This window comes from Methylobacterium ajmalii (assembly GCF_036448855.1).
In the GTDB taxonomy this organism is placed as follows: Bacteria; Pseudomonadota; Alphaproteobacteria; order Rhizobiales; family Beijerinckiaceae; genus Methylobacterium; species Methylobacterium ajmalii.
Genome location: NZ_JAZFXT010000021.1, coordinates 53481 through 68284, shown reverse-complemented (window position 1 = coordinate 68284; position 14804 = coordinate 53481). Strand labels below are relative to the sequence as shown.

At 72.6% G+C, this 14804-nt stretch carries 14 protein-coding genes and 1 pseudogene; 8 read left to right on the top strand and 7 right to left on the bottom strand.

The window, feature by feature from the left end; translation table 11 throughout:
• Positions 1-23 precede the first annotated feature (23 nt).
• The 6 genes from V3T34_RS07980 (at position 24) to V3T34_RS07955 (ending at position 5227) form a co-directional block, all read left to right on the top strand.
• A complete protein-coding gene (locus V3T34_RS07980; protein ID WP_060850175.1) occupies positions 24-716 on the top strand; it encodes a 50S ribosomal protein L25/general stress protein Ctc in 693 nt (230 codons plus the stop codon).
• A 90-nt stretch (positions 717-806) separates the two neighbouring features.
• Positions 807-1418, top strand: coding sequence for an aminoacyl-tRNA hydrolase (gene pth, locus V3T34_RS07975; RefSeq protein ID WP_305076585.1), 612 nt, complete (start codon positions 807-809; stop codon positions 1416-1418).
• A 79-nt stretch (positions 1419-1497) separates the two neighbouring features.
• Positions 1498-2595 carry a redox-regulated ATPase YchF gene (ychF, locus tag V3T34_RS07970; protein WP_091749321.1) on the top strand — a complete coding sequence of 366 codons (1098 nt, stop codon included), beginning with the start codon at positions 1498-1500 and terminating at the stop codon, positions 2593-2595.
• Entirely contained in the window at positions 2595-3260 is a 666-nt protein-coding gene (gene nfi, locus V3T34_RS07965) for a deoxyribonuclease V (RefSeq protein ID WP_060850178.1), read from the top strand. The genes ychF and nfi overlap by 1 nt, the downstream gene beginning before the upstream one ends.
• 52 nt (positions 3261-3312) lie before the next feature.
• On the top strand, positions 3313-4311 hold the full coding sequence (locus V3T34_RS07960) for a MaoC family dehydratase (RefSeq protein ID WP_305076584.1): 999 nt from the start codon (positions 3313-3315) through the stop codon (positions 4309-4311).
• Positions 4312-5107: 796 nt separating this feature from the next.
• Positions 5108-5227 (top strand): enoyl-CoA hydratase-related protein, encoded by a 120-nt coding sequence (locus V3T34_RS07955; protein ID WP_305076583.1) that lies wholly within the window; start codon positions 5108-5110, stop codon positions 5225-5227.
• A 417-nt stretch (positions 5228-5644) separates the two neighbouring features.
• Here the strand turns inward: V3T34_RS07955 and V3T34_RS07950 are convergent, their stop codons facing one another.
• From V3T34_RS07950 to V3T34_RS07930, 5 genes are all read right to left on the bottom strand, one after another.
• Positions 5645-6094, bottom strand: a complete 450-nt coding sequence (locus V3T34_RS07950; RefSeq protein ID WP_305076582.1) for a Zn-ribbon domain-containing OB-fold protein — start codon at positions 6092-6094, stop codon at positions 5645-5647.
• 4 nt (positions 6095-6098) lie between these two features.
• Positions 6099-7265, bottom strand: coding sequence for a thiolase domain-containing protein (locus tag V3T34_RS07945; protein ID WP_305076581.1), 1167 nt, complete (start codon positions 7263-7265; stop codon positions 6099-6101).
• A gap of 2 nt (positions 7266-7267) precedes the next feature.
• Entirely contained in the window at positions 7268-8182 is a 915-nt protein-coding gene (locus V3T34_RS07940; RefSeq protein WP_060850181.1) for an SDR family oxidoreductase, read from the bottom strand.
• A gap of 265 nt (positions 8183-8447) precedes the next feature.
• Entirely contained in the window at positions 8448-9896 is a 1449-nt protein-coding gene (locus tag V3T34_RS07935; protein WP_305076580.1) for an acetyl-CoA acetyltransferase, read from the bottom strand.
• 519 nt (positions 9897-10415) lie between these two features.
• Positions 10416-12044: a long-chain-fatty-acid--CoA ligase gene (locus tag V3T34_RS07930; RefSeq protein WP_060850183.1), complete on the bottom strand. Its 1629-nt coding sequence runs from the start codon at positions 12042-12044 to the stop codon at positions 10416-10418.
• Between the two features lie 192 nt (positions 12045-12236).
• Here V3T34_RS07930 and V3T34_RS07925 point away from each other — a divergent pair, with 192 nt between their 5' ends.
• Entirely contained in the window at positions 12237-12725 is a 489-nt protein-coding gene (locus V3T34_RS07925) for a MarR family winged helix-turn-helix transcriptional regulator (RefSeq protein ID WP_060850184.1), read from the top strand.
• A 167-nt stretch (positions 12726-12892) separates the two neighbouring features.
• Positions 12893-14035, top strand: a complete 1143-nt coding sequence (locus tag V3T34_RS07920) for an aldose epimerase family protein (protein ID WP_305076579.1) — start codon at positions 12893-12895, stop codon at positions 14033-14035.
• Between the two features lie 111 nt (positions 14036-14146).
• Here V3T34_RS07920 and V3T34_RS07915 read toward each other — a convergent pair.
• Both V3T34_RS07915 and V3T34_RS07910 read right to left on the bottom strand, forming a co-directional pair.
• Positions 14147-14494: pseudogene (locus V3T34_RS07915) on the bottom strand (FadR/GntR family transcriptional regulator); the annotation flags it as partial.
• Positions 14495-14563: 69 nt separating this feature from the next.
• Entirely contained in the window at positions 14564-14758 is a 195-nt protein-coding gene (locus V3T34_RS07910; RefSeq protein WP_305076578.1) for a FadR/GntR family transcriptional regulator, read from the bottom strand.
• Between the last annotated feature and the right edge of the window lie 46 nt (positions 14759-14804).

The window sequence follows — 14804 nt, the reverse complement described above, 5'->3', positions numbered from 1 at the left end:
ACACCAGTTTTAAGGATCACGCCATGAGCGCCGTGAAGCCGCTTGAGGCCGTGGCACGCGACCGGGTCGGCAAGGGGGCCGCCCGGGCCGTTCGTCGCCAGGGCCAGGTGCCGGCCGTCATCTACGGGGGCAACCAGCCGCCGCAGGCCATCGCCATCGACCTCATCCGCACCCGCACCCTGATCTACGCCGGCGGTTTCCGGACCACCGTGTTCGAGATCAGCGCCGGCGGCCGCAAGGTCCGGGCGATCCCGCGCGACTTCCAGCTCGACCCGGTCACCGGCGTCCCGCTGCACATCGACTTCCTGCGCGTCGTCGCCGGCCAGTCGATCGAGGTCGAGGTGCCGGTGCACTTCACCAACGAGGACGCGGCCCCCGGCATCAAGCAGGAGGGCGGCACGCTCAACGTGGTGCACCACACCGTCACGGTCGAGGTGGCCCCCGAGTCGATCCCCGACGCGATCACCGTCGACCTGACCGGCAAGGCGATCGGCGACACCGTCCACGTCTCCGACCTGCCGGTCCCGGCCGGCGTCTCCGTCGTGCTCGGCGGTGACGAGGTCGTCGCCACGGTCGTGCCGCCGACGGTGCTGGGCGCCGAGGTCGAGGCCGAGGAGGCCGCGGTGGCCGAGGCCGCCCGCGCCGAGTCGGCCGCCGAGGCCGAGGCCGAGGCTGCCGAAGAGGCCGCCAAGGAAGACGAGGCCAAGGAGGACTGAGCCGGTCACGGCTCACCTCTCGACCGCATCGAAACGCCCCGGTCGCGAGACCCGGGGCGTTTCCCATTTCTCGGGGAGCCTCGTTTCGCCATGCGGCTGTTCGTCGGCCTCGGCAATCCCGGCACGCGCTACGCGGGCAACCGGCACAATATCGGCTTCATGGCGCTCGACGCGATCGCGCGCCGGCACCGCGCCGCGCCGTGGCGGCGCAAGTTCCAGGGCGACTGCACCGAGGCGGTGGTCGGCTCCGAGCGCGTGCTGCTCCTCAAGCCCCTGACCTTCATGAACGAATCGGGCCGGGCGGTCGCCGAGGCGCAGCGCTTCTACAAGATCCCGCTGGAGGGCGTCGTGGTGTTCCACGACGAGCTCGACCTGGCGCCCGCCAAGCTGCGGGTGAAGAAGGGCGGCGGCAATGCCGGCCATAACGGCCTGCGCTCGATCACCGCGCAATGCGGCAACGAGTACTGGCGCGCCCGCCTCGGCATCGGGCATCCGGGCGACAAGGCCCTCGTCCACGCCTACGTGCTCAACGATTTCGCCAAGGCCGAGATGCCGTGGGTCGAGGACCTGTGCGACGCGATGGCCGACGCCGCCGATCTCATGGCCGCCGGCGAGGATGCCCGCTTCCAGAACAAGGTCCACCTCGCCATGGCCGGACGCGGCTGGGACGAGGTGAAGCGCGTCGGCGAGAAGCCGGCTTGACCCGCGCGGCCCGACCCCTCAATGGCGACGCAACACGGCCGCGGGCCGGCGGTCTCCACGAATCGAACGGAACGATCTGATGGGCTTCAAATGCGGCATCGTCGGCCTGCCGAACGTCGGCAAGTCGACGCTCTTCAACGCGCTGACGCAGACCGCGGCGGCGCAGGCGGCGAACTACCCGTTCTGCACCATCGAGCCCAACGTGGGCGAGGTGGCGGTACCGGATAGCCGGCTCGACGACCTCGCGCGGATCGCCTCCTCGAAGGAGATCATCCCGACCCGCCTGACCTTCGTCGACATCGCCGGGCTCGTGCGCGGCGCCTCGAAGGGGGAGGGGCTCGGCAACCAGTTCCTCGCCAACATCCGCGAGGTCGACGCGATCGCGCACGTCGTGCGCTGCTTCGAGGACGGCGACGTCACCCACGTCGAGGGCAAGGTCGACCCGATCGCCGACATCGAGACGATCGAGACCGAGCTGATGCTCGCCGACCTCGACAGCCTCGAGAAGCGCCTCACCGCCCTCGAGAAGAAGGCCAAGGGTGCCGACAAGGAGGCCAAGGAGGTGCTGGACCTCGTCCAGCGCGCGCTGCCGCTCCTGCGCGACGGCAAGCCGGCCCGCCTCGTCCAGCGCAAGGCCGACGAGGAGCGCCTGTTCTCCCAGCTCGGCCTGATGACGGCCAAGCCCGTCCTCTACGTCTGCAACGTCGAGGAAGGCGCGGCGGACGCCGGCAACGCCCATTCGGCCGCCGTCTTCGCCCGCGCGAAGGAGGAGGGCGCCAAGGCGGTCGTCGTCTCGGCGAAGATCGAGAGCGAGATCGCGGTGCTGCCACCGGCCGAGCAGGTCGAGTACCTGGAGGCGGTCGGCCTTGCCGAGCCGGGCCTCAACCGGGTGATCCGCGCCGGCTACGAGCTGCTCGGCCTCATCACCTACTTCACCGTGGGGCCGAAGGAGGCCCGGGCCTGGACCATCACCAAGGGCACCCGCGCGCCGGGCGCCGCCGGGGTGATCCACACCGACTTCGAGAAGGGCTTCATCCGGGCCGAGACCATCGCCTTCGCCGACTACACGGCGCTGAAGGGCGAGGCCGGCGCCCGCGAGGCCGGCAAGCTCCGGCTGGAAGGCAAGGAATACCTGGTGCAGGACGGCGACGTGCTGCACTTCCGCTTCAACACCTGATGGACCTCGTCCGGCGCCACGGCTGGGACCTGACGCCGGTGCAGGCCGTCGCGCTCCAGCGCCAGCTCGCCGGCGAGGTCGTGGCCGACCGGCCCCTGAACCTCGACGCCGTGCGGCTCGTCGCCGGCGTCGACGTCAGCGTGAAGAACGAACGCTCGCACGCCGCGATCGTGGTCGCGACCTTTCCCGATTTCCGGGTGGTCGAGACCGTGACCGCCGAGATGCCGACGCCGTTCCCCTACGTGCCGGGCCTCCTCAGCTTCCGCGAGGGCCCGGTGCTGGAGGAGGCATTCGGACGCTTGAGCGCCGAGCCGGACGTCTTCCTGTTCGACGGCATGGGCACCGCGCATCCGCGCCGCATCGGCATCGCCAGCCATATGGGCCTGTGGCTGCAGCGCCCGACGGTAGGCGTCGGCAAGACCCGTCTGTGCGGCCGCAACGCACCGCTCGACGACGAGAAGGGCGCCCATCAGCCGCTGATCGACAAGGGCGAGACGATCGGCGCGGTTCTGCGCACCCGCACGGGCAAGCACCCGCTCTTCATCTCGCCCGGCCACCTCTCCGACATCCCGTCGAGCGTCGCCCTCGTGCTCGCCTGCGCGCCGAAGTTCCGGCAGCCGGAGCCGATCCGGCTCGCCCACAAGGCCGCGGGCGCTTTCGGGTAGGCGCCTGCCCGTGCTAGCCCGGCGGCCCGACCCGCGCCGGACGCCGACAGCCATGCCCCGCTACTGCTTCGAGGACCTCAAGCCCGGCCTCCGGCTCGATTTCGGGCCGCTCGACGTCAGCCGCGACGACATCGTGGGGTTTGCCCGCGAGTTCGACCCGCAGGGCTTCCACGTCGACGAAGCTGCCGCGACGGATAGCTTCGTCGGTGGGCTGATCGCCTCGGGCTGGCATACCTGCGCGCTCGGCATGCGGCTCGTCGCCGACGGCTTCATCCTGCAATCGAGCTCGATGGGCTCGCCCGGCATCGAGGAGGTGCGCTGGCTGCGCCCGGTCCGCCCGGGCGATGCCCTGTCGATGCGCATGAGCGTCACCGAGAGCCGCCCCTCGGGCAGCAAGCCCGACCGCGGCTTCGTGCGCTTCCTCCTCGAGATCCAGAACGGCGCCGGCCAGGCGGTGATGACCCAGGATTTCTGGGCGATGTTCGGCCGCCGCGGCACGCCGCCCCTGCCACCCCGCCCGCGCCCGCCCGAAGAACCGGCCCCGAGCGACCTGCCGGAGGGCGAGGCGCTGCCCTCCGGCTACCTGGAGGACATGCCGCTCGACCGCACCTTCGACCTCGGCGCCCACCATTTCACCCGCGACGACATCCTGCGGTTTGCCCGCGCCTTCGACCCGCAGCCGTTCCACGTCGACGAGGCGGCGGCCGCCGAAACCCATTTCGGGGGCTTGTGCGCCTCGGGCTGGCACACCGCCGCGGCCTGGATGAAGCGGATGGTGGCCGGCCGCGACCGCGGCCGGGCGCTGGCTCTCCCGCGCGGCGAGCCCGTGGTCGAGGGCGGACCCTCGCCGGGCTTTCGCGACCTGCAGTGGCTGAAGCCCGTCTATGCCGGCGACACGATCCGCTACGACGTGACCCTGACCGAGGCGCGCGCCTCGCGCACCCGCCCGGGCTGGGGCGTCGTCAGCCACACGGCCACCGGCACCAACCAGCGCGGCGAGCCGGTGTTTCGCTTCGCGGGGGCCTGGCTGGCGCCGAGACGGACGGCATAAAGGCGAGGGAATTTGGCTTGCCCCGTCATCGACAACGAGGGGGCTTGGCTGCTCAGGGAGGCCCGGTTGCAGGCGTTGGGCAAGGCACCTGCTCGGAGACGAGGGGCGGGCGGGTAGCCGAGACGGGAGTATCGCTGCTGCACGGATCGTCCGACTCAGGGCAATCCCACGTCCGTTTCCCGATCCGCGCCAGATCCGTGCCCAAGGGACAGACCGGGACGACCCAAGCCGTTCCGTGCCGCACCCCGATCGCATAAGGTAGGTTATGGAACTGCCATATGGCCGGGCAGTAGCTGGCGCGTCGCCTCGGCAGCGGGACGCCTGCCTCATTCCCGGCCCAAGGCGACGAAGGCATCGGGGATCTCGGCTGCAGCTGTCTGCAGCGGCGCGACATTGCGCTGGGACGGCTCGAGGGGCAGCGCGTCGCCCTGCGGCGGAGTTCCCGCTCGGTTGCCGGCCTGCTGCAGGACGGGGCCGATCCTGCGCTCCAGGCCGCAATGATCGATGATTTCGGTGCCCTCGTCGAGCAGGCAATCCCAAAGTTCGCCCGCGACCTGATCACCGGGGGGCCGCCGACGCTTCAGGCCCGCGCGTGCTGGCCCTCACGACCCTGCAGGCGCCGTCCATCTCGCGCCGCCGCGGCACGCGCGAGATGCTGCGGTCAACGGACCGGCGATCGGGGCAGGCAGCGACCTCGCCTGCATGTGCGACCTGCGCATCTGCGCCGACACGGCGCGCTTCGCCGAGAGCTTCGTGAAGATCGGCATCATCCCGGGCAACGGCGGTGCCTGGCTGCTTGCCGCGGATCGTGGGCTGGTCGAAGGCCTGCGCGATGGCGCTGACCGGCGACGCCGTCTCGGCGCAGGAGGCGCTCGCCTGCGGGCTCGTCTCGCAGATCGTGCCCGGGCCCAGCTGATGGCGGCGAGCCGGCGGCTGGCGGAGCGGATCGCGTCGACCCGCCCCAGGCGGTCCGGGCGACGAAGCGCCTGCTGCGCGAGGGGCGCCAGGCCAGCCTGTCGACCCTCCTCCAGCTCTCGGCCACGGCGCAGGCCATCGCCCATACCAGCGAGGAGCACCGCGAGGCCCTGGCCCGGGCCCTGGCGCGGCCCTGAGCATCCCGGCGCCGACGTGGTCGTCGGTTCGGCAGGAAAGCCGGCGCGCAAGCGGCGGGGGCCTTCGCCGCGTGGGCACGGCGGGGGCTTCGATCGTCGAGCTGGCTTCAGGACGCCGCCGCTCGCGGCCCGCGTTTAGGCCGTCCGCATCGCCGTGATCTGCCCGCCGTCCTCCCCGGTCACCCGGGAGGCCCGGGCTACGCGATTCTTCGTCTCCGCCGTCACTCCCCTGCGGCCGGCTCCCGCAGATCGTCCATCGCGACAGGCCGAAAGCACGGCACCGGCGTGCCGTCGCGCGAGCGTACGAAGACGAGCTGCACCGGTCGTCCGACCGCCAGGGCGCCTGGCTCGCAATCGACGAGGCTCGTCAGCATCGTCGGCCCCTCCGCCAGGGTGACGTAGGCGATGGTGCGGGGCGGGTCCTCGCGGGCGAGCAGCGTGTAGCCGTAGATCGTGCCTTGCCCCGAGGCCTCCTCCCAGGCGGTCTCGCCGAGGCAGAACGGGCAGAGCGCGCGCGGGTACCAGTGCGCCTTGCCGCAGGCGATGCAGCGGCGCAGCAGAAACCGGCCCTCGCGCGCCGCCGCCACGAAGGGCGCGGATTCGGGGCTCGGCGGCGCGTCGGGCCAGTCGCCGTCTCGCAAGGGGATGCGGGTCGAGGAAGTCCCGGTCATCGTCTCACTCCCGTCCCAGCACCAGGGTCGCGGCGCCGTGGCGGCTGCCGAGCAGGCCGCCGATCCCGGTCGCGACGGCAAGCTCGCAGTTCCCCACCTGCACCGCCGGATGGGCTTCGCCCCGCAGCTGGCGCACCGCCTCGATCACCTTTGTGATCCCGCCCCGGTTGGCCGGGTGGTTGTTGCACAGGCCGCCGCCGTCGGTGTTGAACGGCAGCCGGCCCGTGCCGGAGATCAGGTTGCCGTCGGCGACGAAGCGACCGCCCTGCCCCTTCGCGCAGAAGCCCAGATCCTCGATCTGCATCAGGACCGTGATGGTGAAGCTGTCGTAGATCGAGGCGTACTTGATGTCCGCGGGGCTCACGCCGGCTTCCGCGAAGGCCGCCGGCCCCGACAGGCGGGCCGCCGTCCAGGTCAGGTCGACCTCGCCGCCGCGCTGGCCCTTGTACGCCTCCCCGGCCCCCATCACCCGCACCAGCGGGCGCTTCAGGCTGCGGGCGATCTCGGGCCGCGCCACCACCAGCGCCCCGCCGCCGTCGCTGACGACGCAGCAATCGAGCCGGTGCAGCGGATCGGCGACCATCGGCGAGGCCAGCACGTCCTCGACGCTCACCACGTCGCGCAGCATCGCGTGCGGATTGTGCTGCGCGTGATGCGAGGCCGCGACCTTGATCCAGGCAAGCTGCTCGGGCGTCGTCCCGAATTCGTGCCCGTGCCGCTGGGCGCACATCGCGTAGAGGTTGACCGTGGTCGGACCGAACGGCGTTTCCCACGGGCTGTCCGGCGCGTCGGCGATGACGGGACGCGCCGCGGTGCCGGAATGGCCGGCGCTGCGGGGCCGGCCGGCGAGCGTGATCAGCGCGACGCTGCACTTCCCCGTCGCGATGGCCTGCGCCGCATGCGCGACGTGGGCGATGTAGGAGGCGCCGCCGATGTCCGTGCTGTCGAGGTGGCGCAGCGTGAGGTTCAGGTAGTCGGCCATCGCCAGCGGCCCGAGGCCCGGCGCGTCCCCGGCGCAGAAATAGCCGTCGACGTCGTCCTTCGAGAGGCCGGCATCGGCGAGCGCGCCGGCGGCGGCCTCGGCGTGGAGCTGGGCCACGGACTTGTCCGGGGCCTTGCGGGTCGGGTGCTCGTAGGCCCCGACGATGTGGGCGCGTCCGTTGATCGTCATGGTCACACCGGGTCCCAGGAGAACACGTCGGGGCTGCGATCGAGGGGGGCGAAGTGGCCCGACAGCGCCGGCATCCCGTGCTCGGCGAGGGTCTCGGGCGTCCAGCCCTCGGAGCGATGCACCCCGCGCACCGGGCGGGGATGGTTGAAGACGAACACCTCGTTGTGGCGCGCGGCGAAGATCTGGCCGGTGACGTGGGCGGCCGCGTCCGAGGCGAGGAAGACCGCGAGCGGCGCGTTCTTCTCCGGCCCCATCGCCTGGAGCTTGGCGACGCGGGCCTTATGCGCGTCGGTCTCGGCCGGGATCGAGCTCGTCATCCGGCTCCAGGCGAAGGGCGCGATGCAGTTCGAGCGCACGCCGAACCGCCCCATGTCGAGGGCGATCGACTTCGACAGGGCGGCGATGCCGAGCTTGGCGGCCGAATAGTTCGCCTGGCCGAGATTGCCGATCAGGCCCGAGGTCGAGGTCATGTGGACGTAGGCGCCGGCACTCTGGCGCCGGAAGACGTCGGCGGCGGCGCGGGAGACGAAGAAGCTGCCGTTGAGGTGGACGTTGATGACCGAGAGCCACTCCTCCGGGGTCATCTTGTGGAAGATCTGGTCGCGCAGGATGCCGGCATTGTTGACCACGACGTCGAGGCGTCCGAAGGCGTCGAGCGCGGTCGCGACCATGCGCCGCGCGGCCTCCCAATCGGCCACGCTGTCCGTGCTGACCACCGCCCTGCCCCCGCGCTGCTCGATGATGGCGCGGGTCTGCTCGCCGGGCGTCGCCGAGGTCTCGCCGAGGCCGCTCAAAGACGCGCCGACGTCGTTGACCACCACCTGGGCACCGGCGAGCGCCATGGCGAGCGCGATCTCCCGCCCGATGCCGCCCCCCGCCCCGGTGACGAGCGCGACTTTTCCCTCCAGCATGCCCATGCGGTCTCTCCCTTGCCTATCGTCCGGTCCAGCGCGGCGGGCGCGTCTCGATGACGGCGCGGGGCCCTTCGCGACAATCCTCGGAGGTCTGCCCCCGGGCGCGCGGCGTGCAAGGCGGCCTCGCCGGCATCGGGGGTGAGGCGCGCGACCGCCGGGCTCTCGCGCATGGCGAGTGCCGGATCGACGGCGTTGCGCGCCGGCGGGCGGTTGAGGGTCACGACCGCGACGTGATCGCCGATGCGGTCGAGAAGGAAGGGATCCGGCATCAGGCGGCCTCCCATTCGAGGAGTCCGTCGCGCCCTCGGCGCAGGGGGCCGGCGAGGCCGACGGGCGAGCGGTCGAGATCGGTCAGCGCCGCCAGGGTGGCGCGGTCGGCGGCCGGCACCCGGGCGAGCAGGCGCGTTTGGTTCTGGCGCAGCACCACGACGCCCCGCTCGGGGGCGCCCTCGCGGTCGAACAGCACCGTATGGGTCTCGATCACGGCGCGGCCCGCGGCCTCTTCCGCCACCGGCGGCACCGGCCCGCGGCGGCGATCCGCCTCGTCCTGGACGGAGACCGGCGCGTCGTCGGGCCCGTCGAACCGGCCGCCCAGCACCAGGGCGTGGTGCTTGGTGACGAACTCGCCCTGGCCGTAGAGCAGTCCGGCGCGGCCGGGCGCGTCGCGCAGGCGGCGGACCATCGCGCAGGCGGCATGCGCCATGTAGCCGTTGAGCGGCGCGCCGAAGAAGGTCAGCCCGCCCGCCACCGTCGACACCGCGTCCGCGGGCAGGCCGAGACGGCGGCGCGCCATCTTGGGCACGCACGGAAAGCAGCTGTAGAGCTCGATCGCCGTGAGATCAGAGGCCGCGAGCCCGGCCCGGCGGAGCGTCGCCTCCAGCACCGCATCCTGCGCCGGGGCGTGGTCGAAGCGGTCGCGCGACAGCCAGTCCCGCGGCTCGCTCGCGGCGGCGCCGGGGCCGATCGGGACCAGACGGTGCTCCGGGATACCGGCGGCGCGGGCGAGGCCGAGACTCGTCACGATCAGGGCCGCGGCCTGGTTCACCACGGGGTTGGCGACCATCAGCTTGGTGTAGGGCCAGGCGATAGGCCGGTTGGCGGGCGTGGGCGTGGCGATCTCGTCGGGGGCGAAGGACCGGCGCAGCCAGCCGTGGGGGTTCTCGGCGGCGACCCGGGACATGCCGGCCCACAGAGCCGCCGATTCGTCGCGGCCCCGGCGCGGGGTCTGACCCCAGGCGGCCTGAAGCGCGATCTCGTACAGGGGGTAGACGACGACCGGTTGCGACAGGCCGTGGCACAGGGCCTGGGGATGGAGGTAGTCGCGCGCCCGCGGGTTGGTCCAGGCGGGGTCCGGCACGGTCCAGGATGGGGTGGCATCCCGGGCGGGATCGAGGCCGGCGCGCCGCGCCGCCTCGTGCAGGAAGCGCACAGGCGTCTCGCCGCCGACCGGGCCGTAGGCGAGGTGCGCCGGGCGGTGGTCGAGAAGCGCGGCGACGCGGGCCGGCAGGTCGGCATAGGGCCAGGACACCGCGTTGACGACGTCGAGGGAGGCGATCCGCGGGAGCCAGCCGCCGCCGGCATCGCCGTCTGCCCGGCGCAGGGCCTCGGCCATCAGGGCGGCGGGCTCGGCGCCGATCGGGCCGCGATCCGCCGCGTCGGCCCGGTCCGTGATCTCGCCGATGCCGACGATGACCGGGATGCGGGCCGGGTCGGTCATGGCGTGCCCGCCGGCCGAGAGCCGCGCCGGCCCAAACCCTCCGGTGCCGCGATCGGGGCTCCACGGGGGAACCGCCGGGGCGGAGGCGAGCCATGCCGTGCCGGAGAGGGTCCGGCCGGCGTCCGGTCGTCGACACGCGACCGACCGGTCGGGGCATGCAGCCCTGCGACATCTCCTTCGCCCGGCGGCTGGCAGGGCTCGATCGGCACGGAATCGCCCGGAGCACCGTCCGCCCCGGCGCCGACGCCTGCGGCACCCGCGTCTCGTCCTGCGATCACCCGCTCACCCCGATCTTCGCCCGGTTCACGCCGGACGCCGGCCTGCGCGACCCGATCCCGCGCACCGAGTCGCGGCGGTGTCGGACGACGCGCCGGCCAGCCCTCCCTGCGCGGGAGGGGCGGGATGGCACGAGACCCCGCGCATCGACGCCGCGAGGGCCGCGGTGGAGGCCGCGAGCGCCCTGCCTCCCGTCCTCCACCTGCACCCGCGAAAACCGGGCCGCGGGCGCCCGCCCCGCCCTCACGCCGCCCCGGGCAGCCGGTAATCCCGGAACTGGTCGCGGAGCGCCGTCTTCTGGATCTTGCCGGTGGCGGTGTGGGGGATGGCGTGCACCACCACCACGTCGTCGGGCATCCACCACTTGGCGATGCGCGGCGCCATGAAGGCCAGGATGTCGGCCTTGTCGGGGGTCCGGCCCTCCTTGGGCACCACGATGAGGAGCGGACGCTCGTCCCATTTCGGGTGCTGGACGCCGATCACCGCGGCCTCGGCCACGTCGGGATGGCCGACCGCCAGGTTCTCCAGGTCGATCGAGGAGATCCACTCGCCGCCGGACTTGATCACGTCCTTCGAGCGGTCGGTGATCGCCATGTAGCCGTGCTCGTCGATGGTGGCGACGTCGCCGGTGTCGAAGAAGCCGCGATCGTCGAGGATCGGTTCGTCGGAGCGGAAATAGGCCTTCGCCACCGCGAAGCCCGCCACCTTGAGGCGCCCGAAGGTGGTGCCGTCCCAGGGCAGGTCGCGATTGTCGTCGTCGGTCAGCCGGAACTCGACACCGAAGGGGGCGTAGCCCTGCTTCATCTTGAGGTCGAGGCGGGCCTCGCCCTGAAGGTGGGCCACCTCGGGCTTGAGCGAGCAGTACGAGCCGATCGGGCTCATCTCGGTCATGCCCCAGGCATGGTCGACGGTGACGCCGAAATCGCGCTCGAAACGCTCGGTCATCGCCCGCGGGCAGGCCGAGCCGCCGATCACGACGCGCTTGAGGTGGGTGAGGCGGCTGCCCGTCGCGTCGAGGTGCTGGAGCAGGCCGAGCCAGACGGTCGGCACCGCCGCCGTCACGGTGACGCCGGTGCTCTCCAGGATGTCGAGCACCGAGGCGCCGTCGAGCTTCGGGCCCGGCATGACGAGGCCGGCCCCCGACATCGGCGCCGCGAAGGTGAAGCCCCAGGCATTGGCGTGGAACAGCGGCACCACCGGCATCGCCATGTCGTTGGGCGAGAGCGCGATATAAGCCGGGTTGTTGACGGTGAGGGCGAGCAGCACGTTCGAGCGGTGCGAGTAGAGCACGCCCTTCGGCAGGCCGGTGGTGCCCGACGTGTAGCAGAGGCCGGCGGCCGTGTTCTCGTCGAAGGTCGCCCAGGCGAAGTCGTCGTCGGCCTCGGCGAGCCAGTCCTCGTAGGCGACTGCATTGCGCAAGGATGTCGGCGGCATGTGGGCGCCGTCGGTGAGCACGACGTAGCGCTCGATCGTCGGCAGCTTGTCGGCCAGACGCTCGACGAGGGGCAGGAAGGTCAGGTCGAGGAGGAGGATCCGGTCCTCGGCGTGGTTGACGATGTAGGCGATCTGCTCCTCGAACAGCCGCGGGTTGACCGTGTGGTAGATCGCGCCGACGCCGGTGATGCCGTACCAGGCCTCGAGGTGGCGCCAGGTGTTCCAGGCCAGCGTCGCGACCCGGTCGCCGAGCCCGATGCCGTCGGCCGTGAGGCGCTTCGAGAGACGCAAGGCCCGCTGCCGGATCGTGGCGTAGTCGGTCCGGTGCATCGGCCCCTCGACCGAGCGCGAGATCACCGGGCGGGCGCCGTGCTGGAGCGCGGCATAGTCGATGACGCGGTGGATCAGCAGGGGCCAGTCCTGCATCAGGCCGAGCATGGCGTGTCTTCCTTCCCGTGATGGAGCGCGGTCGCGGCCGCGCCCTCGATCGCCGGGGCCTCGCGGGCCGCGGTCGTGGATGAGGAGCTTACGGCAGCGGTGCGGAAGCGGCTAGAGCGGCGCCCGCGCGCATCCGGGGGATCGGCGGCCGCGGTGGATGGCGCCGAGATGGTTCCGATGTAAACTATCCCGATGACCGCGTTCTCCCCCGCCCGCGCCCCTGCCGCCGTCCCGGCCGACGACCCCGCCGGGGCCGACCCGCTGCGGGTCTGGTTCCGCTTCATCCGCCTGCACCGGCGCGTCTCGGCCGCGGTGGCGGCGGAACTGAAGGCGGTCGGCCTCTCGATCCCGCAATTTGACGCGCTCTCGACCCTGTCGGAGCGTGAGGGCCTGACCCAGCAGGAGCTGGCCGAGCGACTCTACGTCACCAAGGGCAACGTCTCGGGGCTGATCGACCGGCTGGTCGAGGCCGGCCTCGTCGAACGCCGGCCGATCCCCGGCGACCGCCGCTCCCACGCCCTGCACCTCACCGAGGCCGGCCTGGCGCTCGCGCGCTCCGGCATCGCGGCCCAGCGCGCCTACGTGACCCGCACCCTCGGCGGCCTGCCCCCCGGCGACGTGGCGGAGCTGGAACGGGTGGTGCTCGCCTGGCGCGACGCCGCCCGGGCCGACGGGGGCTGATACGCATTACGCTTGAGCGCTTCGCGACGCGGAACGCGGCGTCGCTGCCTGACCTCCCGCTAGGGCATTGCCACCGTACCGCGATTTGTATGAATCTATGGCGACCGGCGCGGGAAAGGCGCCGGATCGACCGCCCGCGAGAGGCGGCAGCCATGGAGGGAACGCGGATGCGTGGATCGATCACGGCGCTGGCATGCGCCTGCGTCCTGCCGGCCGGCCTCGGGACGGCCCAGGCCGGTGACGCCAAGCGGTCGCCTTTCGGGACGCTGCCCGACGGACGCGCGGTCGAGGAGGTGACGCTCGCCAATGGCGGCGTCACCGCCCGGATCCTGACCTGGGGCGCCCTCCTGCGCACCCTCGAGGTGCCGGACCGGACCGGCCGGGCCGCCGACGTGGTCCTCGGCTACACGGACCTGGCAGGCTACCTCAAGGCGCCGAACTATTTCGGGGTCAGCGTCGGGCGCTACGCCAACCGCATCCGGGCCGGCCGCTTCACCCTCGACGGCCGGGACTACACGCTCGCCCGCAACGACGGCCCGAACGCGCTGCATGGCGGCCGCGAGGGCTTCGACAAGCGGCTCTGGACGATCACCGCGGTCAGGGAGGGCGCCACCCCGTCGGTCACGCTGCACTACGTCAGCGCCGACGGCGAGGAGGGCTATCCCGGTGCCCTGACGGCGAACGTCACCTACGCGCTCGACGCCGGCGGCACCCTGACGATCGAGTACACGGCCACCACGACCAAGCCGACCATCGTCAACCTGACCAACCACAGCTTCTTCAACCTCGCAGGCGAGGGCTCGGGGCGGACGATCCTCGACCACATCCTGACGATCCCGGCCGAGCGCTACACCCCGGTCGACGAGACCCTGATCCCGACCGGCGAGATCGCTCCGGTCGCCGGCACGCCGTTCGACTTCCGCAAGGCCACGCCGATCGGCGCGCGCATCCGCGACGGGCGCGACCCGCAGATCGTGCGCGGGCGCGGCTACGACCACAACTTCGTGGTGACGCCGGCCCCGACCCCGGACACCCACCTCGTCGCCCGCGTCGAGGACCCGGCCTCGGGCCGGGTGATGGAGGTCGCGAGCAACCAGCCCGGGGTGCAGTTCTACGCCGGCAACTTCCTCGATGCGACGGCGGTGGGCAAGTCGGGCCTGTCCTACAGGCAGTCGGACGCGCTGGCGCTGGAGCCGCAGGTGTTTCCCGACACGCCCAACCAGCCCGCCTTCGGCACCGCCCGGCTGGATCCGGGGGCGACGTACCGGAACGTCATCACCTACCGGTTCTCGGCCGGGGCGGCGAAGTAGCGGGGCCCTCGACGGCGGCCTCGTCCCGGGGCCGCCGGCGGGCCGGTGCGGCTCGGGTCGCGCCCTCATCGCCAGCGCCGTGTCCGCCAGGGCGAGCCGGATCAGCCCAGTCATCCGGGCCCGCGCCAGGGCGGCATCCCCGGAGACGATCGCCTCGTGGAGGGCGCGGTGCTCCGGCAGGGGGTCGCGCGGCAGGGCGCGGCGGCGCTGCTTGTGGATCGTGGTCCAGGTGACGGAGGCGGCGATCGAACGCGACAGGGCGATCAGCGGGGCGTTGCCGGTCGCCTCCAGGATGGCGTGATGGAAGGCCTGGTCGGCGGCGCGGCCGGCCGGGACGGCGAGGCCGTGGGGCGCCATCCCGTCGAGGGCGGCGCCCATCCGGGCGAGGTCGCGCTCGGAGCGCCGCAGGGCCGCCAGCTCCGCCGCCTCGGGCTCGACGATCCGGCGCAGCTCGAACAAGTCGCGGATGAAGGCCTCGCCCGGCTCGGCCTCGAAGGCCCAGGCCAGGATGTCGGGATCGAGGAGGTTTCAGCGGCCCCGCGCGCTCACCCGCGTGCCGGTCTTGGGCCGGCTCTCCACCAGCCCCTCGGCGCTCAGCGTGCGGATCGCCTCCCGGTAGGCGGTGCGCGAGACAGCGAGGCTCCCGGCGGCGATCTCCCCGGGCAGGACGGTGCCGGGCGGGTGGCGGCCGGACAGGACCGCGATGCCGAGATCCCGGGCCACCGTGCCGTTGAGGCGGCGCGAGGCGGAAGCGAGCGGCAGGACGAGG